This window comes from Microbacterium sp. EG9 (assembly GCF_059759475.1).
This window is the reverse complement of record NZ_CM186217.1, coordinates 1911566-1925771: the sequence shown is the minus strand read 5'-3', so window position 1 is coordinate 1925771 and position 14206 is coordinate 1911566. Positions and strand designations below refer to the sequence as shown.

The 14206-nt window shown below is 73.4% G+C and carries 13 protein-coding genes; 3 read left to right on the top strand and 10 right to left on the bottom strand.

From position 1 onward, the window contains the following. Window positions 1-19: 19 nt before the first annotated feature. From AC6CQV_RS09090 to AC6CQV_RS09070, 5 genes are read right to left on the bottom strand one after another with little or no spacing between them, the layout of a single operon-like run. On the bottom strand, window positions 20-1756 hold the full coding sequence (locus tag AC6CQV_RS09090; protein ID WP_498259286.1) for an amidohydrolase: 1737 nt from the start codon (window positions 1754-1756) through the stop codon (window positions 20-22). A 49-nt stretch (window positions 1757-1805) separates the two neighbouring features. Continuing rightward, window positions 1806-3407: a carboxylesterase/lipase family protein gene (locus AC6CQV_RS09085; protein ID WP_498259285.1), complete on the bottom strand. Its 1602-nt coding sequence runs from the start codon at window positions 3405-3407 to the stop codon at window positions 1806-1808. Window positions 3408-3457: 50 nt separating this feature from the next. Further along, window positions 3458-4147: a GAP family protein gene (locus AC6CQV_RS09080; protein WP_223849517.1), complete on the bottom strand. Its 690-nt coding sequence runs from the start codon at window positions 4145-4147 to the stop codon at window positions 3458-3460. A gap of 39 nt (window positions 4148-4186) precedes the next feature. After that, window positions 4187-5929, bottom strand: coding sequence for an ATP-binding protein (locus AC6CQV_RS09075; RefSeq protein WP_498259284.1), 1743 nt, complete (start codon window positions 5927-5929; stop codon window positions 4187-4189). Window positions 5930-5939: 10 nt separating this feature from the next. Beyond that, window positions 5940-6590 carry a response regulator gene (locus AC6CQV_RS09070; RefSeq protein ID WP_191008269.1) on the bottom strand — a complete coding sequence of 217 codons (651 nt, stop codon included), beginning with the start codon at window positions 6588-6590 and terminating at the stop codon, window positions 5940-5942. Between the two features lie 82 nt (window positions 6591-6672). Here AC6CQV_RS09070 and AC6CQV_RS09065 point away from each other — a divergent pair, with 82 nt between their 5' ends. After that, window positions 6673-7080 (top strand): hypothetical protein, encoded by a 408-nt coding sequence (locus AC6CQV_RS09065; RefSeq protein ID WP_205282575.1) that lies wholly within the window; start codon window positions 6673-6675, stop codon window positions 7078-7080. A gap of 37 nt (window positions 7081-7117) precedes the next feature. Here AC6CQV_RS09065 and AC6CQV_RS09060 read toward each other — a convergent pair whose 3' ends face one another. After that, entirely contained in the window at window positions 7118-7966 is an 849-nt protein-coding gene (locus AC6CQV_RS09060; RefSeq protein ID WP_498259283.1) for a LuxR C-terminal-related transcriptional regulator, read from the bottom strand. A 111-nt stretch (window positions 7967-8077) separates the two neighbouring features. Further along, window positions 8078-8635, bottom strand: coding sequence for a methylated-DNA--[protein]-cysteine S-methyltransferase (locus tag AC6CQV_RS09055; protein ID WP_498259282.1), 558 nt, complete (start codon window positions 8633-8635; stop codon window positions 8078-8080). 222 nt (window positions 8636-8857) lie between these two features. Between AC6CQV_RS09055 and AC6CQV_RS09050 the strand changes: the two genes are divergently transcribed. Both AC6CQV_RS09050 and AC6CQV_RS09045 read left to right on the top strand, forming a co-directional pair. Then, window positions 8858-12550, top strand: coding sequence for an AAA family ATPase (locus AC6CQV_RS09050; protein WP_498259281.1), 3693 nt, complete (start codon window positions 8858-8860; stop codon window positions 12548-12550). A gap of 5 nt (window positions 12551-12555) precedes the next feature. After that, window positions 12556-12747 (top strand): hypothetical protein, encoded by a 192-nt coding sequence (locus tag AC6CQV_RS09045; RefSeq protein ID WP_498259280.1) that lies wholly within the window; start codon window positions 12556-12558, stop codon window positions 12745-12747. Between the two features lie 82 nt (window positions 12748-12829). Here AC6CQV_RS09045 and mscL read toward each other — a convergent pair whose 3' ends face one another. Genes mscL through AC6CQV_RS09030 form a run of 3 tightly spaced genes read right to left on the bottom strand, consistent with a single transcriptional unit; the run spans window position 12830 to window position 14158 of the window. Next, window positions 12830-13243 carry a large conductance mechanosensitive channel protein MscL gene (gene mscL, locus AC6CQV_RS09040; protein ID WP_191008273.1) on the bottom strand — a complete coding sequence of 138 codons (414 nt, stop codon included), beginning with the start codon at window positions 13241-13243 and terminating at the stop codon, window positions 12830-12832. 29 nt (window positions 13244-13272) lie between these two features. Then, window positions 13273-13542: an FmdB family zinc ribbon protein gene (locus AC6CQV_RS09035; protein WP_060960054.1), complete on the bottom strand. Its 270-nt coding sequence runs from the start codon at window positions 13540-13542 to the stop codon at window positions 13273-13275. A 19-nt stretch (window positions 13543-13561) separates the two neighbouring features. Beyond that, on the bottom strand, window positions 13562-14158 hold the full coding sequence (locus tag AC6CQV_RS09030) for a 5-formyltetrahydrofolate cyclo-ligase (RefSeq protein WP_060960053.1): 597 nt from the start codon (window positions 14156-14158) through the stop codon (window positions 13562-13564). Between the last annotated feature and the right edge of the window lie 48 nt (window positions 14159-14206).

Below are 14206 nucleotides of genomic sequence, written 5' to 3'. Positions count from 1 at the left end.
GGGGGTGGGCGGCGAGCGGTCAGGCGGAGAACGCCGGGACGCCGTCGATGTAGGTCGCGTGGACGGCGATGTCGTCCCAGCCGGCGGGATCGCTCGTCCACGGATCGGCGTCCACCACCGCGAAGTCCGCGCGCATGCCCGCGCGGAGGCTCCCGCGATCGTCGGCGTGGATCTGCCAGGCGGCATCCGCGGTGATCGCGGCGAGCGCCTGGGCGGGCGTGGCGCACTCCTCGGGCGCGAGCACCGATCCGTCGGCTTCGAGGCGGCGCAGGACGGCGGTCTGGGCGGCGTGCAGTGGGTGCACCTCGGTGACGTTGTAGTCCGAGTGCAGGCTCGGACGCAGCCCCGCACGCACGGCGGACGCGAGGCGGTCGAGCCGTGCCGCGCGGTCGGGTCCGAGGATCGTGTCGCGGAAGGCGGCACCCCAGTAGTAGACGTGGTCCATCAGGAAGCTCGGCGAGATGCCCGCGGCCGCCATGCGCACGAGCTGATCGTCGGTCGTGACGGACGCGTGCTCGAACCGGTGGCGCAGGTCGCCCCGACGCCCGGGGAGCAGCTCCTCGGCGGCGCGCAGCGCGAACTCCACCGCCGCATCGCCGTTCGTGTGGATCATCAGCTGCCAGCCGTCGTCGAGGCCGGCGCGCATCACCTCGCGCAGGCTCTCCGGCGTCCAGTTCGCGTGGCCGCCGGAGGTCTCACCCAGGTACGGCTGCAGGAAGTAGCCCGACCGGCCCTGGTTGGAGCCGTCGGCGACGATCTTCCAGGCGTCGGCGCGCACCATCTCGTCTCCGCTGAAGGGGGTGACCCCCGCCTCCTTCCACGCGGCGGCGGCCTCGATCGGACCCGCGCAGCCGGCGAGTGCGGAGAACTGGGCCGTCGACACCCGCACGGGCAGGCGGGCGGCGCCGTTGAGCGCGTGCAGCATCGCGATCTCGCTCACCCCGGCGAGCGTGCCGGTCATCGCCTCGCGCATCGACGTGACGCCCCGGCTCGCGAAGGCGGTGAGCACCTGCCGGATGCCGCGGGCGATGTCCTCGCTCGTCGGCCGGGGCAGCCTCGCCAGCAGCATCGTGACCGCGGGGGACTCGCCGACCACACCGGTGAGGCGCCCGTCGACCTTCTCGAGCGTGCCGCCGACGGGTTGTGGCGTGGCGTCGGTGATGCCGGCGGCATCCAGTGCCGCGCTGTTGGCGTAGGCGAAGTGCATCGACGCGTTCAGCACGATCACCGGGCGGTCCGTCGCGACCCGGTCGAGGATGTCGCGCGTCAGGACGGGCTCGCCGGGGTAGAGGCTCGGGTCGAAGAGCTTCGCGAGGACGTACTGCCCGGCGGGCGTCGCGGCCGCGGCCGCGGTGAGCGCGGCCACGACGTCGTCGAAGCGCGGGCAGGCGCTGTGCGACACGTCGGTCCAGTCGAGGGTGAGCAGCGACACCCAGATGTGCGCGTGGGGCTCGATCAGGCCCGGGATCACGACACCGTCCGGTGCGAGCGTCGTCGTGGCGGGGCCGGTGAGCGCGTCGAGGTCGGCGCGGGAGCCGATGCCGACGATGCGCCCGCCGGCGACCGCCATCGCCTCCGCCGTCGGCGCGGCCGGGTCGCCGGTGGCGATGCGGCCCACGACCAGCAGGTCGGCGGCCGCGGCGGCCGGGCGCGCGGAGGCGTGGCGCGCGGGCGTGATCGTCGCACCCGCCGTGGCGATGGCGGGGGCAAGGTGGGTGCGGCTCAGGGGTGCGGCGGCGCTGCACGTGTCGGACATGATGCTCCTCGAGGGGGGTGGGGCGGGGCGAAGCCGGGGCGACGGGGGATCAGTGGAAGTCGAGGACCTGGTCGCCCCAGGCCGCGCGCAGCGGCGCGTCGAGGTCGTCGACGACGCTGTCGTGCCGCTCGATCACCAGCGTGGCGCGGGCGATGTCCGCGGCGTCGGTCGATGCGGTGGCGTAGGCGGGCCAGTGGGGCGCACCGGGCACGCCCTCGGCGTCGGGGGTGCGCCCGTGGGCGAAGGCGGTCCAGCGGTCCTGCATCCGCACGGAGATCTCCTCGCCGGAGCGCTTGCCGCCGAGACGGAACGTGAGGTCCTTGGGGCCGCTGGAGAAGCTCCCCCAGAGGTAGGCCAGCTCGCTGCCGTGGGTGGCGCCCAGCCCGATCAGCCGGAGGAAGGGCGTCGCGTGGTCGAAGCGGTACAGCCAGACGTCGGCGACCCGGCTGTGGCCCTCGGCGATCCACAGGGTGGGCATCCGGAAGCCGATGTCGCGGGCGACGCCCAGCCCCACCATGTTGTGGCGCACGTTCTCGTAGGCGGTCTGCACCTGCGCGACCGACGGCAGCTCGACGGTGGGGTTGTCGGCGGCCATGTCGGTGAACATCTTCATGATGCGCTCCTCGGTGATCGGGATGAGCGGCGACTTCATGAACTTGAACAGCGAGGCCTCGTCCTTGTTGGTGCCGATGATGAGCGGCACGGGCAGGCCGCGACCCTCGTGGAGCACGGTGGCGGGCGCCTCCGGCAGCAGCTCGCCGTCGACGATGGGCGCGAAGGCCAGCGTGCCGGGCGCCTCATCGGGCACCTGCGCGTACACGGCCATCCCCGCCGCGACGAGTCGGTCGGCGGATGCCGCGCGCAGCGCGGCTGCGGCGGCCGCGGCATCCGTGGTGTCGATGCCGAGCTCTCGGGTGAAGCGCTCGGCGACGTCGCGGGCGCGGTCGACGCCGTACATGCTGGAGGCGGGGGAGGACTGCGCGATGGCGCGGTGGAAGAGCCCGGCCGCCGACGGTGTCGCGAGCAGCGTCGTGACCAGGCCGCCCCCGGCGGACTCGCCGAACACGGTGACCCGACCCGGGTCGCCCCCGAACGCGGCGATGTTCCCCTGCACCCAGCGCAGGGCGAGCAGCACGTCCTTCAGGGCGAGGTTGCGGTCGAAGCCGCCGTCGGGCAACAGGCCCGACAGATCCAGGAAGCCGAACGCGGCCAGCCGGTAGTTGACGGTCACGACGACGACGTCACCGCGGTCGACGATCGACGTCGCGTCGTACATCTGCTGGCTCGACGCGCCGAAGGTATACGCCCCGCCGTGGATCCACACCATCACCGGGCGCGCCACGGCGGTGTCGGTGTCGGGTGCCCAGACGTTGAGGGAGAGGCAGTCCTCGTCCAGCACCGCATCGTCGCCGAGGGCGATCGCCGGGGTGCGCACCTGCGGGCAGGCGGGGCCGAACGCGGTCGCGTCGACCTCGCCGTCGGCGGTCGCCGCGGCGACCGGGTCGCGCCAGCGGCGATCGCCCGTGGGTGCCTCGGCGTAGCGGATGCCGCGCCAGGAGCGGACGCCCTCGCGGACCAGCCCGCGGAAGGTGCCCGCGGGGGCGGTCGCGACGCAGGCGACGGTGGGGGTGTTCTCGATGGTGTTCGACATGACGGCCTTCTTTCGGGGATGCGCGGGAAGCGGAGAGGGGAGGACGCCGGTCAGGCGACCAGGCGGTGGATGACCTGTGCGGCCTCGTTCGCCGCGAGGATCGCGAACAGCACTGTCATCATGGCGGCGTTGTGGGCGATCAACTGGGATTTCAGTGCCTGCAGGCCACGGTGCACGCGTGCGGAGCCGGTCAGCTCGACCAGGGCGGGCACGATCAGCAGCAGCGAGCCGGTGATCGCGACGGCGAGGCAGAGGATCACGCCGATGAGGGGCGTCACGTGCGCCTCGCCGATGACGGCACCCGCCTTCAGAGCCAGCGGGATGTTCTTGGTGTTGGTGATCGCCATGACCAGCCCGAGGCCCACCGCAGACAGAGGGGTGACGCCATCGATCGCCGCCAGCCATTTCGGTGCGACGGCCGGCTGGCCGTGCGGAGGGCGTCCCGCCCAGCTCGCGATCGCGAAGACCGTGAACCCGATGGTCAGCACGATGGCCAGCACGAGCGAGACGATCCGCGAGTCGGCGCCGTTCGCCGACGACGCGCGGGCGGCGCCCGCGGCGCCGAGGCCGACGACCGCGACCGAGACGAGCGTGAACGCGGCGGTGTACACCGGAGCGCAGGCCCGCCCGCGCGGGGAGAGGAGGATCGCCACCACGGCCACGATCGGCAGGGGGGACAGGAGCATCCCCACGGCGAGGGGGAGGAGGGTGTGCAGCTCGTTCACGTCGGTTCCGTTCATCGGCGGGTCCCGACCGGATGTCGGGGCGCGATGACGACGTTATGACCCGGGTGTCGGCGCCTCTCCGCGATGTTCGGCTGACACGACAGGAGGGGCGGGGGCGAGCGGCAGCGCCGCCTCGAGCACCGCTCCGCCCGCCTCGGCGCGCAGGCGCGCGCCGAGATCACGCACGTGCGACGCGGGGCGCAGCTGGGCCCCCGCCGGCGCCGTGCCGAAGGAGCGCACCTCGACGCGCAGCCGCGGCCCCGCGCCGGTCGGGGCGACATCGAGGAGAACGCGAGCGCGCTTCTGCCCGCTGTGCTTGACCGCGTTGAGGAGGCCCTCGGCGACCACGTCGTACGCATCGCGCGCCGCCCACGGATCCCGGTCGAGCGCCGTCGCCGCCGCCGGGCTGACGCGCGCGTCCAGGTCGATCACGCGCCCCCACGTGTCGGTGAGGGCGGCGAGCGCCGCGGCGTCGGCCCCGCCGTCCGCGGCGGCGTACGTCGACGGCATCCGGTGCAGGAGGTCGCCGAGCCGGTGCTGCAGCAGGGCGATCTCGTCCGGGGTCGCAGCGGGATGCACGAGAACGAACTGCACGCAGGCGCCCTGGCCCTCGCGGTGCAGCAGCTCGGCGGTGCGGCGCAGCCCCTCGCGCACCGGGCGTGCCCCTTCCCTCGTCGCGCGCTGCGCGTGCGCGACCGCGCCGGACAGTCGCCGCTGCTCGCGTCGCAGCGCGTGCAGCGCGCCGGCGCACAGTCCGCCGGCGAGGGAGAAGGCCAGGTAGTCGACGGCCGGCAGCACGGCGACGACTCCGTGGTGGCCGTCCGCGAGGGCGAGCAGCGAGAGCAGCACGCCGGCGCCGGCCGCCGTGCCGAGGTAGGTCGCCGCGGCGGCGTGCGCGCTGCGCGCCAGGGCGCGTCGGCGCGACACCCCGTCCACGATCGCTCCCGCGAGCGCCACGGCGAGGAGTCCGACCGCCAGCTCGGACGGGGTGCTCGTGCGCAGCGCGTAGGGCAGGGTGCAGGCGATGTAGACGACGGTCACCGCGCCGCGCGGCGGCAGCCGGAACGGCGGAAGTCGCCGGCGCCCGCCGCGCCCCGGGGGGTCGACGGGGGCGGGCGCCGTGACGGCGTCGCCGGGCGCGAGCGGTTCGTCCGCCAGATGCTGCAGTCGATGGCTCCAGGCGCGGAAGCCGACCGTGCCGAGTTCGCGCACCGGGTCGGTGCCGTCGTGCATGCCCAGCCGCTCGACGGCGACCGTGAGCGCGGATGCCGCGGCCTCCACCTCCCGCCGCGCGACGCGGTCGGCGTGGGCGGCGCGCGCACCCGCATCCGCCAGCTCGTGGGCCACCTCGCGCAGGAGCGCGTTGGTGCGCCGGAGGGTGCGCAGCGCGTTCTCGAGCACCGCGACGACGGCCAGCACGACCGGCCACACCACGACGTTCGTCGCGATGCGGAAGGGCAGCTGTGCGGCGGCCGGCGCCGGCAGGCCCAGCGCGCTCGCCCACGCATCCTGCACGACGGGACGCAGCGCCGCGCACACGACGATCCCCACCACGATCGCCACCGCTCTGACGCGGCGACGGGGGAGGCGCCGCTCCAGGGCGGCGAGCAGGCCGAGCGCGAGCACGAATCCCGCCGTGGTCAGGGCGGTGGCCGGGGCGACCGCTCCGACGTCGACGCCCGCGCCGACCGGGGCCATGATCGTGAGCGAGAGGGGCGCCGTGAGAACGAGCGACCACACGCTCAGGAAGCGCCCTCCCGAGGCGGCGGCGCGCACCGCGAGCAGCAGCCGCCTCATCGGGCGGTGCTCATCGCACGGGGCCGAACGCCGCGAGGTAGATCGCCGCGGCGGCGACGCGGGGACTCACCGTCGGATCGCCGGTGACGTCGAGTCTGTCGAACAGTCGACTGATCGAGCGCTCCACGGCCCGCAGGGTCGATCCCGACTCCTGCGCGATGCGCTCGTTCGACCAGCCACGCGCCACCATCGCCAGGATCTCCAGCTGGTGCCGGGTCAGTGCGTCCAAGCCGTCGCGAGACCCTGCCGCGGGCGCGGCCGTCGCCTCGGGCTCCCGCCGTGTGGACAGTGCGCGCTCCAGCGCCGAGACGAGTGTGTCGGGGGAGTCCAGATCCTGCTTGGCGACGAAGACGGCGTGCGCGATCCCCATCGCCGTCGCGCCCGCAGCGGCCCGCGGATAGCTGCTGAGGAAGACGATCGCCAGATGCGGGGCGAGCTCGGCGAGCATCGCCGCCAGCTCGGCGCCGGAGGGGCGGCTGCCCAGGTCGATGTCGGTCAGCAGCGCGTCCGGGTCGAAGTCGGCGAACAGTCGCGTCGCGGTCGCGGCGTCGGCGGCCGACGCCGTCTCGAACCCGTGCCGCTCCAGCAGGTCGCACACGAGCATGCGCAGTGCGGCCTGGTCCTCCACCACGAGCACACGACGCGTCCAGTCCGAGCCCACGTGATCACCATAATGCCCGCGCCGACCGTGTCGTCGCGGTGTGATCCTGGGCATCGGCTGCGCCGGGTGCCATCATGGCGTCATGAGCGTCTCCCGCCGCATCCCGCTGGTCGCCGTCGTCGTCGCCGTCCTGGTCGCCCTCACCGCATGCGCGTCGGGCGGGGGCGCGGGCACTCCCACCCCGTCGGGTGACGGGACCGCCGTGATCGCGCCCGTGACGATGAGCGCGAACGACCTCCAGGGTGCCACCGTCGAGCTCGTCGTCGGCCAGAGCCTCAACATCCTCACCGGCGACCTCGCGGGCGACAGCTACACCGCGACGGTGTCGGACGAGCGGGTGGCCGAGTTCGTCCCCGGTGGCACGAAGGGGGATGCCGAGTTCAATCCCGGTGTCCGCGCGCTCGCGGTCGGCGAGGCGACCGTCGTCCTCGCGAACGCGGACGGCGGCATCCAGGATGTGACCTTCACCGTCGACGTGACCGCCGGCTGATCACCCGCGCGAGGCGGCCTCGCCGGGGCGGGCGTCGTCAGGGGAGCAGTCCCGCGCGGCGCGCCCGGGCCACCGCGGCGTGGCGGGTGCCGGCGTCGAGCTTTGACATCGCCGCCTGCAGGTACGACTTGACGGTCCCCTCGCGCAGGCCGAGCGCGAGGGCGATCTCGGCGTTGGTCTGGCCGAGTGCGGCGCACGACAGCACGTCGATCTCGCGCGGCGACAGCCGGACGTCGAGCGTCTCGACGGCGGTCCCGTCTTCGCGGGTCAGCGCGGCCAGGCGGCGCTCCACCTCGCCGAGTCGTCGGCGGATACCCGCATCCGCGATGTCGGCGGCGATGCCGCGCAGCTGCGCGTAGGCGTCGCGAAGCTCCTCCCGGGCGGCGACGTCGACCCCGGTCGCGGGGGAGGTCGTGAGGGCCAGGCGCCGGCCCACTTCGTCGCGCACGCGCAGCTCGGTCGCCAGATCCGTTGCGACCTGGAGCGCGGTCCGCGCCGTCGACTCGCCGAACGGCGCCGGCGACCACGAGCCGCAGTACAGCACGCCGCGCGCGCGGCCCGAGACGACGACCGGCACCGCGAACAGGGTCGAGATGCCCTCCCCGAGGATGGCGCGGTCGTAGTCGTGGGTGATGTTGCGCGACGACCGGTAGTCCAGCGCGAGACGCGGGCGCCGCTCGACGAGAGCGCGTCCGCCGAGGCCGCGTGTGGCCTGCACGACGAGACCGGACAGATGCGGCGTGCGATTGCCGACCACCGACGTCACCTCGACCGCGTTGGCGCGTTCGAAGCCGCCGAAGGCGACCGGAAGGCCGGTGCGGGTGGCGAGCTCGCCGACCGCCTGGGCGAGCAGATCGTCGTCGGTGGCGAGCGGCGTCACAGCCATCTCGCCTCCCTCATTTCGGGGGTGACGGCCGCGTCACCCGTGCCGACGACGATACCACCGGCGTCCCGCGGGACGGCGAGCGGGCCCCGCCGGGAAGGCGCCGCGACCGGCCTACACGGTCGCGGCGCCTTCGATCGACGTGGGCGGGACCGCACCGACGCGGGCTTCGAGATCGAGCAGGAAGCGCTTGCGTTCGGGATGCCCGCCGTACTCGCCGATCGAGCCGTCGGCGCGCACGACGCGGTGCGCCGGCACGACGATCGAGATCGGCGTGCGCGCGCACGCCGACCCCGCGGCACGGTGCGCGCCGGGAGACCCCGCCCGCACCGCGACCTCGCCGTATGACGCGGTCTCCGCATAGGGGATCTCGCAGATCGCCTCGAGTGCGCGTCGGGCGAAGCCGTCGACGGTGCCGAGGTCGATCGGCAGTGCGAACGTGCGCCGGTGGCCGGCGAAGTACTCGTCGAGCTGGTCGACGACGTCCGCGGCGGGGCCGTCGTCCGGTACCGGAACGGCACCGAGCCGGGCGCTGATCTCCTCCAGATGTCGTTCGAGCTGGCCGGGCGACCCCTCGAGGACGTCGAGGAAGGCGAGGCCCCCATCGGCGACGACGATGAGGGCCTCGCCGATCGGTGTCGGGTGCACCGAGAATGCGGGAGTCGAGGTCATGCGTCCATGATGGCGTCGGCCGCGGACGCGAGAGCCCCTTCCCCCGTCGGCGGTGGACACTCCGGAGGTCTCCGGGTGTGGGGAGGAGGCGATGGTCCGCCCGCATCCGGCATTCTCATCCGCCACATCCGCCCCAATACCGGCAAAACCCGCCGCGCCAACCGGGAACGCCGTGATCGGGACTTTAAGGTGTCGAGTGTGTGGAGAGCAGACGATGGCGCCGTGCGAGGCGTGGACGACGCCGACCACGGGTACGCCGTGACCCCCGCCGACCTCGACCTGTCGGAGCCGGGCGTCGTCGTCGCGCACGTCGCGGCCGGCGAACGCGCACGGCTGCGCGAGGAGTCGGGCTGGCTGGGCGGGCGCTCGACGCTCCTGCACTACACGGATGCCGGTGACGCCGGCATCGACATCACGAAAGCGCATCCCGGGAGCCTGCCGCAGTTCATCACCGGCCGCTCCACGCTGCTGTCCAACCTCTTCCGCGACGAGGTCGCGCTGCGCACCGCACGCCTGGCCGCCGAGCGCATCGCCGCCAAGGACGTCGAGCTGCGCACGACGCGCGGACTGGACACGGTCCACCTCGCCGTCGGCGTCGCGGCCTGGCGGATCGGCGGCGTCGCCTATGCGGCGCCCGTGCTGCTGCGCCCCCTCGCCATCCGCCGGCACCATGCCGACTTCGACCTCAAACTGCACGGCGCCTTCACGATCAACCCCGAGCTCGTCGTCGCGGCACGCACGCATTTCGGCATCGTCATCGACGGTCGCGCGCTCGCGGAACTCGCCTACGACGCGGGCGTCTTCAAGCCGCAGCCGGTGATCGACCACCTGCGGGCGCTCACCGCCCACGTCGACACGTTCACGGTGCAGCCGCGTCTGGTGGTCTCGACCTTCGCCGACGTCTCCTCCCCGATGGGCCGCGACGCCGAGACCCTCGACCACCCGATCCTGAACGCCCTGGCCGGCCACGAGTCCGATCGGGAGGATCTCACGATCGTGCGGACCCCGCCGCCGAGCGTGAGCTCCGACGAGCGTCCGCCCGCCGCCGACCGCCTGCTCCTCGACGCCGACGCGGAGCAGGAGGCCGTACTGGCGCGCATCGTCGCGGGCCAGTCGCTCGCCGTCCACACCCTGCCCGGCACGGGCGGCACCCAGACCGTCATCAACGCCGTCGGCGAGCTCGTCCGCGCGGGAAAGCGCGTGCTGGTGGTCAGCGCACGGCGTTCCACGCTCGAGGGCGTGCGGCACCGCCTCGGCGGCATCGGGCTTCCCGGGCTCGCCGTCTCACCCCGCCACCTGCACCGCGACCTGATCCGCGCGATCACCCGCAACGAGAAGGCCGAACAGCCCAAGGTGGCCGACGTCGACGACGCCCTCGTGCGGCTGCGCACCGTGCTGCGTGACTATCGCGACGCCCTCACGCAACGGCATCCGCGGGTCGAGGTCTCGCCGCTCGAGGCGCTGCGCACCCTGACCACGATCGCGGCGATGACGCCGCAGCCGTCGGCATCCACCCGTTTCGACCTCGCCACGCTGCAGTCGCTCGGCACCCGCCGCGCCGAAGCCGCGCAGGAGCTGGCGACCGCCGCCCGCCTCGGCGAGTTCCGCTTCGGCCCCGACGACTCGCCGTGGTACGGGGTCGCGTTCGCGTCCACCCAGGAGGCCCGCGACGCCCACGCGCTCGCCGGACGCCTCCACCGCAGCGACGTGCCGGCGATGCTCGAGCGCGGCTACGAGCTCATCGCCCAGACGCGCATGCGTCCGTTCTCGACGCTCGCCGAACTGGGCAGCTACGTCCAGTTGCTGCAGGGCATCCGCGCGTCTCTCGACCGTTTCAGCATGACGGTGTTCGAACGGCCGCTCGGAGAGCTCATCCAGGCGCACGCCCCGCGTCGTGACGCGCCAGCCATGACCTCGCCGCAGCGCCGCCGGTTGAAGAACCTCTCCCGCGAGTACGTGCGACCCGGCATGCACATCACCGACATGCACGAGTCGCTCGTGCGGGTGCAGCAGCAGCGCACGCAGTGGCAGCAGCTCGTCGACCCGGGTGTCATGCCCGAGATCCCCCTGGGGCTGGATGACGTCGCGATGGCGTGGCAGCGGGTGTCGGCCGACCTCGCCGCGCTCGACCGCGCCCTCGGGCGCACCGAGCCGCTGTCGTCGCTTCCCATCCCGTACCTCCTGCGGACCCTCGCCGGTCTCGCCGCCCGCTCCGACGTGTTCGACAATCTGGTCGAGCGCGCGACGCTGCGCGGTGAGCTGGCCGAGATGGGGCTGGAAGACCTCCTCACCGAGCTGTCGGTGCGCCACGTGCCGGAAGAGCACGTCGCCGCGGAGTTCGAGTTCGCCTGGTGGCAGTCGGCGCTGGAGGCGATGCTGCGCTCGGATCGCGCACTGCTCGGCGCCAACACCTCGGTCGTCGACCGTTTGGAGCGCGACTACCGTCTCGTCGACGAGGCGCACGCCGCCTCGGCCGGACCGCTGCTGGCGGCAGAGCTGGCGACCACCTGGAAGATCGCGGTCGTCGACGAGGCCGGCGAGGCCGCGGCGCTCAAGCAGGTGCTGCGCGGCCCGGGAGCGACCGCGGCGGAGCTCGTCGCCGCGGCGCCGGCTCTCGTGCGCACGCTGGCGCCGGTCTGGCTCGCATCCCCGTACGAGGTGCCGGCGATCCCCGAGACGCCCCTGTTCGACGTGGTCGTCATCGCGGATGCCGCGGCCCTGTGCCTGGCCGAGGCGGCCCCGGCGCTGCGGCGTGCGCGTCAGGTCGTCGTGTTCGGCGACCCGGTCACCCAGCGCCCGACGCCGTTCCGGGTCGGGGCGGGCCACCCGACGCCCGACGACGAGCCCGAGGTGCCGTTCGACCACGTGAGCGTCTTCGAGCGGCTGTCCGAGCTCGTGCCGGTCGAGACCCTCACGCGCAGCTACCGCGCGGGCGGCGAAGACCTGGCAGAGCTCGTCAACGGCGCGTTCTACGGGGGCCGGCTCGTCTCGTTCCCCTGGGCGGGCTCGTACCTGGGACGCGGAAGCCTCAGCGTCGACTACGTCGAGGGCGGCACCGGCACCCCCGATCCGATCACGGGCGCCGTCGAGAGCCCCGACGCCGAGGTCGCCCGGGTCGTCACCCTCGTCGTCGAGCATGCGGTCAACCGGCCCACCGAGACGCTCATGGTCGTCACCGCGTCGGTGCGCCACGCCGAGCGTGTGCGCGCGGCCGTCGCCGCGGCGTTCGCGGGTCGCTCGGATGTCGCCGAGTTCGTCGGCCGTGACACGGCCGAGCCGTTCGCCGTGCTGGGCCTGGAGGAATCGGTCGCCGAGAGCCGCGACCGTGTCGTGTTCTCCCTCGGCTTCGGACTGACCAAGCACGGGCGCGTCCTCAGCGACTTCGGCGACCTCTCCGGGGCGGACGGAGAGCGTCTGCTCACCGTCGGCATGACACGGGCGCGCCGCTCGATGGTGATCGTCTCCTCGATCCGTCCGTCGGCGTTCGACGAGGGACGGCTGGAGTCCGGCGCGGCGATGCTGATGTCGATCCTCGGCGGCATCGCGGCACGGGCGCGGGAGTCGCGTCTGGAAGACCTCGCCGACCCCCTCACGCTGACGTTGGCCGGTGAGCTTCGCGCCCTGGGCATCGCCGTCGACGTCGACTACCGCGGACTGCTGCCGCTCGTCGCGCAGCACCGCGGCAAGGCCGTCGTCGTGGAGAGCGATTCCGACAGCATCGGCGAGACCCTGCGCGAGAGCCTGCGGCTGCGGCCCCAGGTGCTGCGGCGGCTCGGCTGGCACTACGTCCGCGTGCACGCGTTCGACCTCTACAGTGATCCCGCCGGCGTGGCCGCACGGATCGCGGCGATCCTGGGCGCGTCGCCCGAGACGCCGAAAGCCGAGACGGCGACCCAGCCGCTCGACCTGCGCTGACGGCGATGTCGGACGTCGATCGTCAGCGCGTCGAACGCGTGCCCGGCTCGCGGCGCGCGCGGCTCACGCCGGCACCCGGCACCGACCCGTCCCCGGAGCTGCCCGCGCAAGCGCCCGACGCCCCGCAGCCGGCGGGCGGCGGTGCGTCGGGGCCGAACGACGATCGGATGCGGCGGGACGTCCCGCCGCACTACTGAGGGCGTTTCGACTCGCTGCGCTCGCTCAACGACCGGGGGTGCGACGGGTGCTCGCTCGACGACCGGGGGTGGGACGGGCGCGTCAGCGCTGTGCGGCGTTCTTCTCCAGGAGGTCGCGGATCTGGATCAGGAGCTCCTGCTCGGTGGGCAGCTTCGACTCCGGCTCCTCCGCGACGCCGGCCTTGGCGGCCTGCCGCTCCTTGAAGTGGTTCATCGGCACCACGAAGGCGAAGTAGACGACGACGGCGACGGCGAGGAAGCTGATGACCGCCGAGATGAGGGTGCCGATCGGGAAGATCACCTCGCCGTAGAGCCCGTTGACGGGGATGCCGATGTTGCCGTTGGCATCCGCCTTCCAGAAGAGCGCGATCAGGGGGTTGATGATGGCTTCCACCACCGCATTGACGAGCGCGGTGAAGGCCGCGCCGATGACGACGGCGACGGCGAGGTCGATGACGTTGCCGCGCATGATGAAGTCCTTGAAGCCCTTGATCACGGTTCCTCCGATTCTCCGGCTCCCGCCGGTCACGACCCCGACGGTGCGGGCGAGGACTTCGCCTCGGACTTCGATGATGTCGAAGTCGATCCGCCGGCGCCAGGTGCCGCGCCGGAGGTGGACGCACGCGAGTCGGTGCGGTAGAAGCCCGACCCGTTGAAGGTCACGCCGACCGAGCCGTACTGCTTGCGCAGCGCACCGCCGCATTCCGGGCAGACCGTGAGCGCCGCGTCGGCGAAGGACTGGACGGCATCGAAACGGTGGCCGCACTGGGTGCAGGCATAGGCGTAGGTGGGCATGTGTCCTCCGGGGAACGGCTCAGCGTCGCGGTGCCGCGAGCGCGACGGTGCGGGTGGGGGTGACGACGCCGGTGACCGGCTGATCGTGGAGATCGCGCGGCACCTCGTCGAGGATCTCGGCGTCGAAGACGACCGCGTAGACGGGAGGGCAGTGCTCCATCGACCCGAGGGTCTTGTCGAAGTAGCCGCGTCCCCACCCGAGTCGCATCCCCGTGCGATCGACCGCGGCGGCGGGGATGATCAGCAGGTCGACGTCGTTGACGGCGAGGGGGCTGAGCACCTCGCCGACGGGCTCGGGCATGCCGAACAGACCTTCCGCGATGTCGGCGCCCGGCTCGGCCACGACCCAGTCGAGGAGCCCGTCGGCGCGCGTGACGGGCAGCAGCACGCGGATGCCGCGCGCCACGGCATCCGCGACGAACTCGTGCGTGCCGGGCTCGGTGGGAGCGGAGAGGAAGCACGAGATCGAGCGGGCCCCGAGGCGGTCGACGAGGGCGTCCAGCTGCTGCTTGACCCCGGACGCGTCGGCGGTCCGCATCGCCTCCGACCGCTGCTGACGACGCTCGCGCAGGTCGGCGCGCAGTGCGCGCTTGGCGTCGTCGATCCCGTCGGTCATGGTCCGATTGTAGGCGGCGCGGCGAGCGGGGCGCCCCGCAGACGGCAC

What these genes read in the sequence shown, in the direction of transcription:
- AC6CQV_RS09060 (WP_498259283.1), bottom strand. Translation starts at nt 7,966, where the DNA reads ATGGCTGTGACGCCGCTCGCCACCGACGACGATCTGCTCGCCCAGGCG.
- AC6CQV_RS09035 (WP_060960054.1), bottom strand. Translation starts at nt 13,542, where the DNA reads ATGCCCACCTACGCCTATGCCTGCACCCAGTGCGGCCACCGTTTCGAT.
- AC6CQV_RS09080 (WP_223849517.1), bottom strand. Translation starts at nt 4,147, where the DNA reads ATGAACGGAACCGACGTGAACGAGCTGCACACCCTCCTCCCCCTCGCC.
- AC6CQV_RS09045 (WP_498259280.1), top strand. Translation starts at nt 12,556, where the DNA reads ATGTCGGACGTCGATCGTCAGCGCGTCGAACGCGTGCCCGGCTCGCGG.
- AC6CQV_RS09065 (WP_205282575.1), top strand. Translation starts at nt 6,673, where the DNA reads ATGAGCGTCTCCCGCCGCATCCCGCTGGTCGCCGTCGTCGTCGCCGTC.
- AC6CQV_RS09075 (WP_498259284.1), bottom strand. Translation starts at nt 5,929, where the DNA reads ATGAGGCGGCTGCTGCTCGCGGTGCGCGCCGCCGCCTCGGGAGGGCGC.
- AC6CQV_RS09055 (WP_498259282.1), bottom strand. Translation starts at nt 8,635, where the DNA reads ATGACCTCGACTCCCGCATTCTCGGTGCACCCGACACCGATCGGCGAG.
- AC6CQV_RS09030 (WP_060960053.1), bottom strand. Translation starts at nt 14,158, where the DNA reads ATGACCGACGGGATCGACGACGCCAAGCGCGCACTGCGCGCCGACCTG.
- AC6CQV_RS09085 (WP_498259285.1), bottom strand. Translation starts at nt 3,407, where the DNA reads ATGTCGAACACCATCGAGAACACCCCCACCGTCGCCTGCGTCGCGACC.
- AC6CQV_RS09090 (WP_498259286.1), bottom strand. Translation starts at nt 1,756, where the DNA reads ATGTCCGACACGTGCAGCGCCGCCGCACCCCTGAGCCGCACCCACCTT.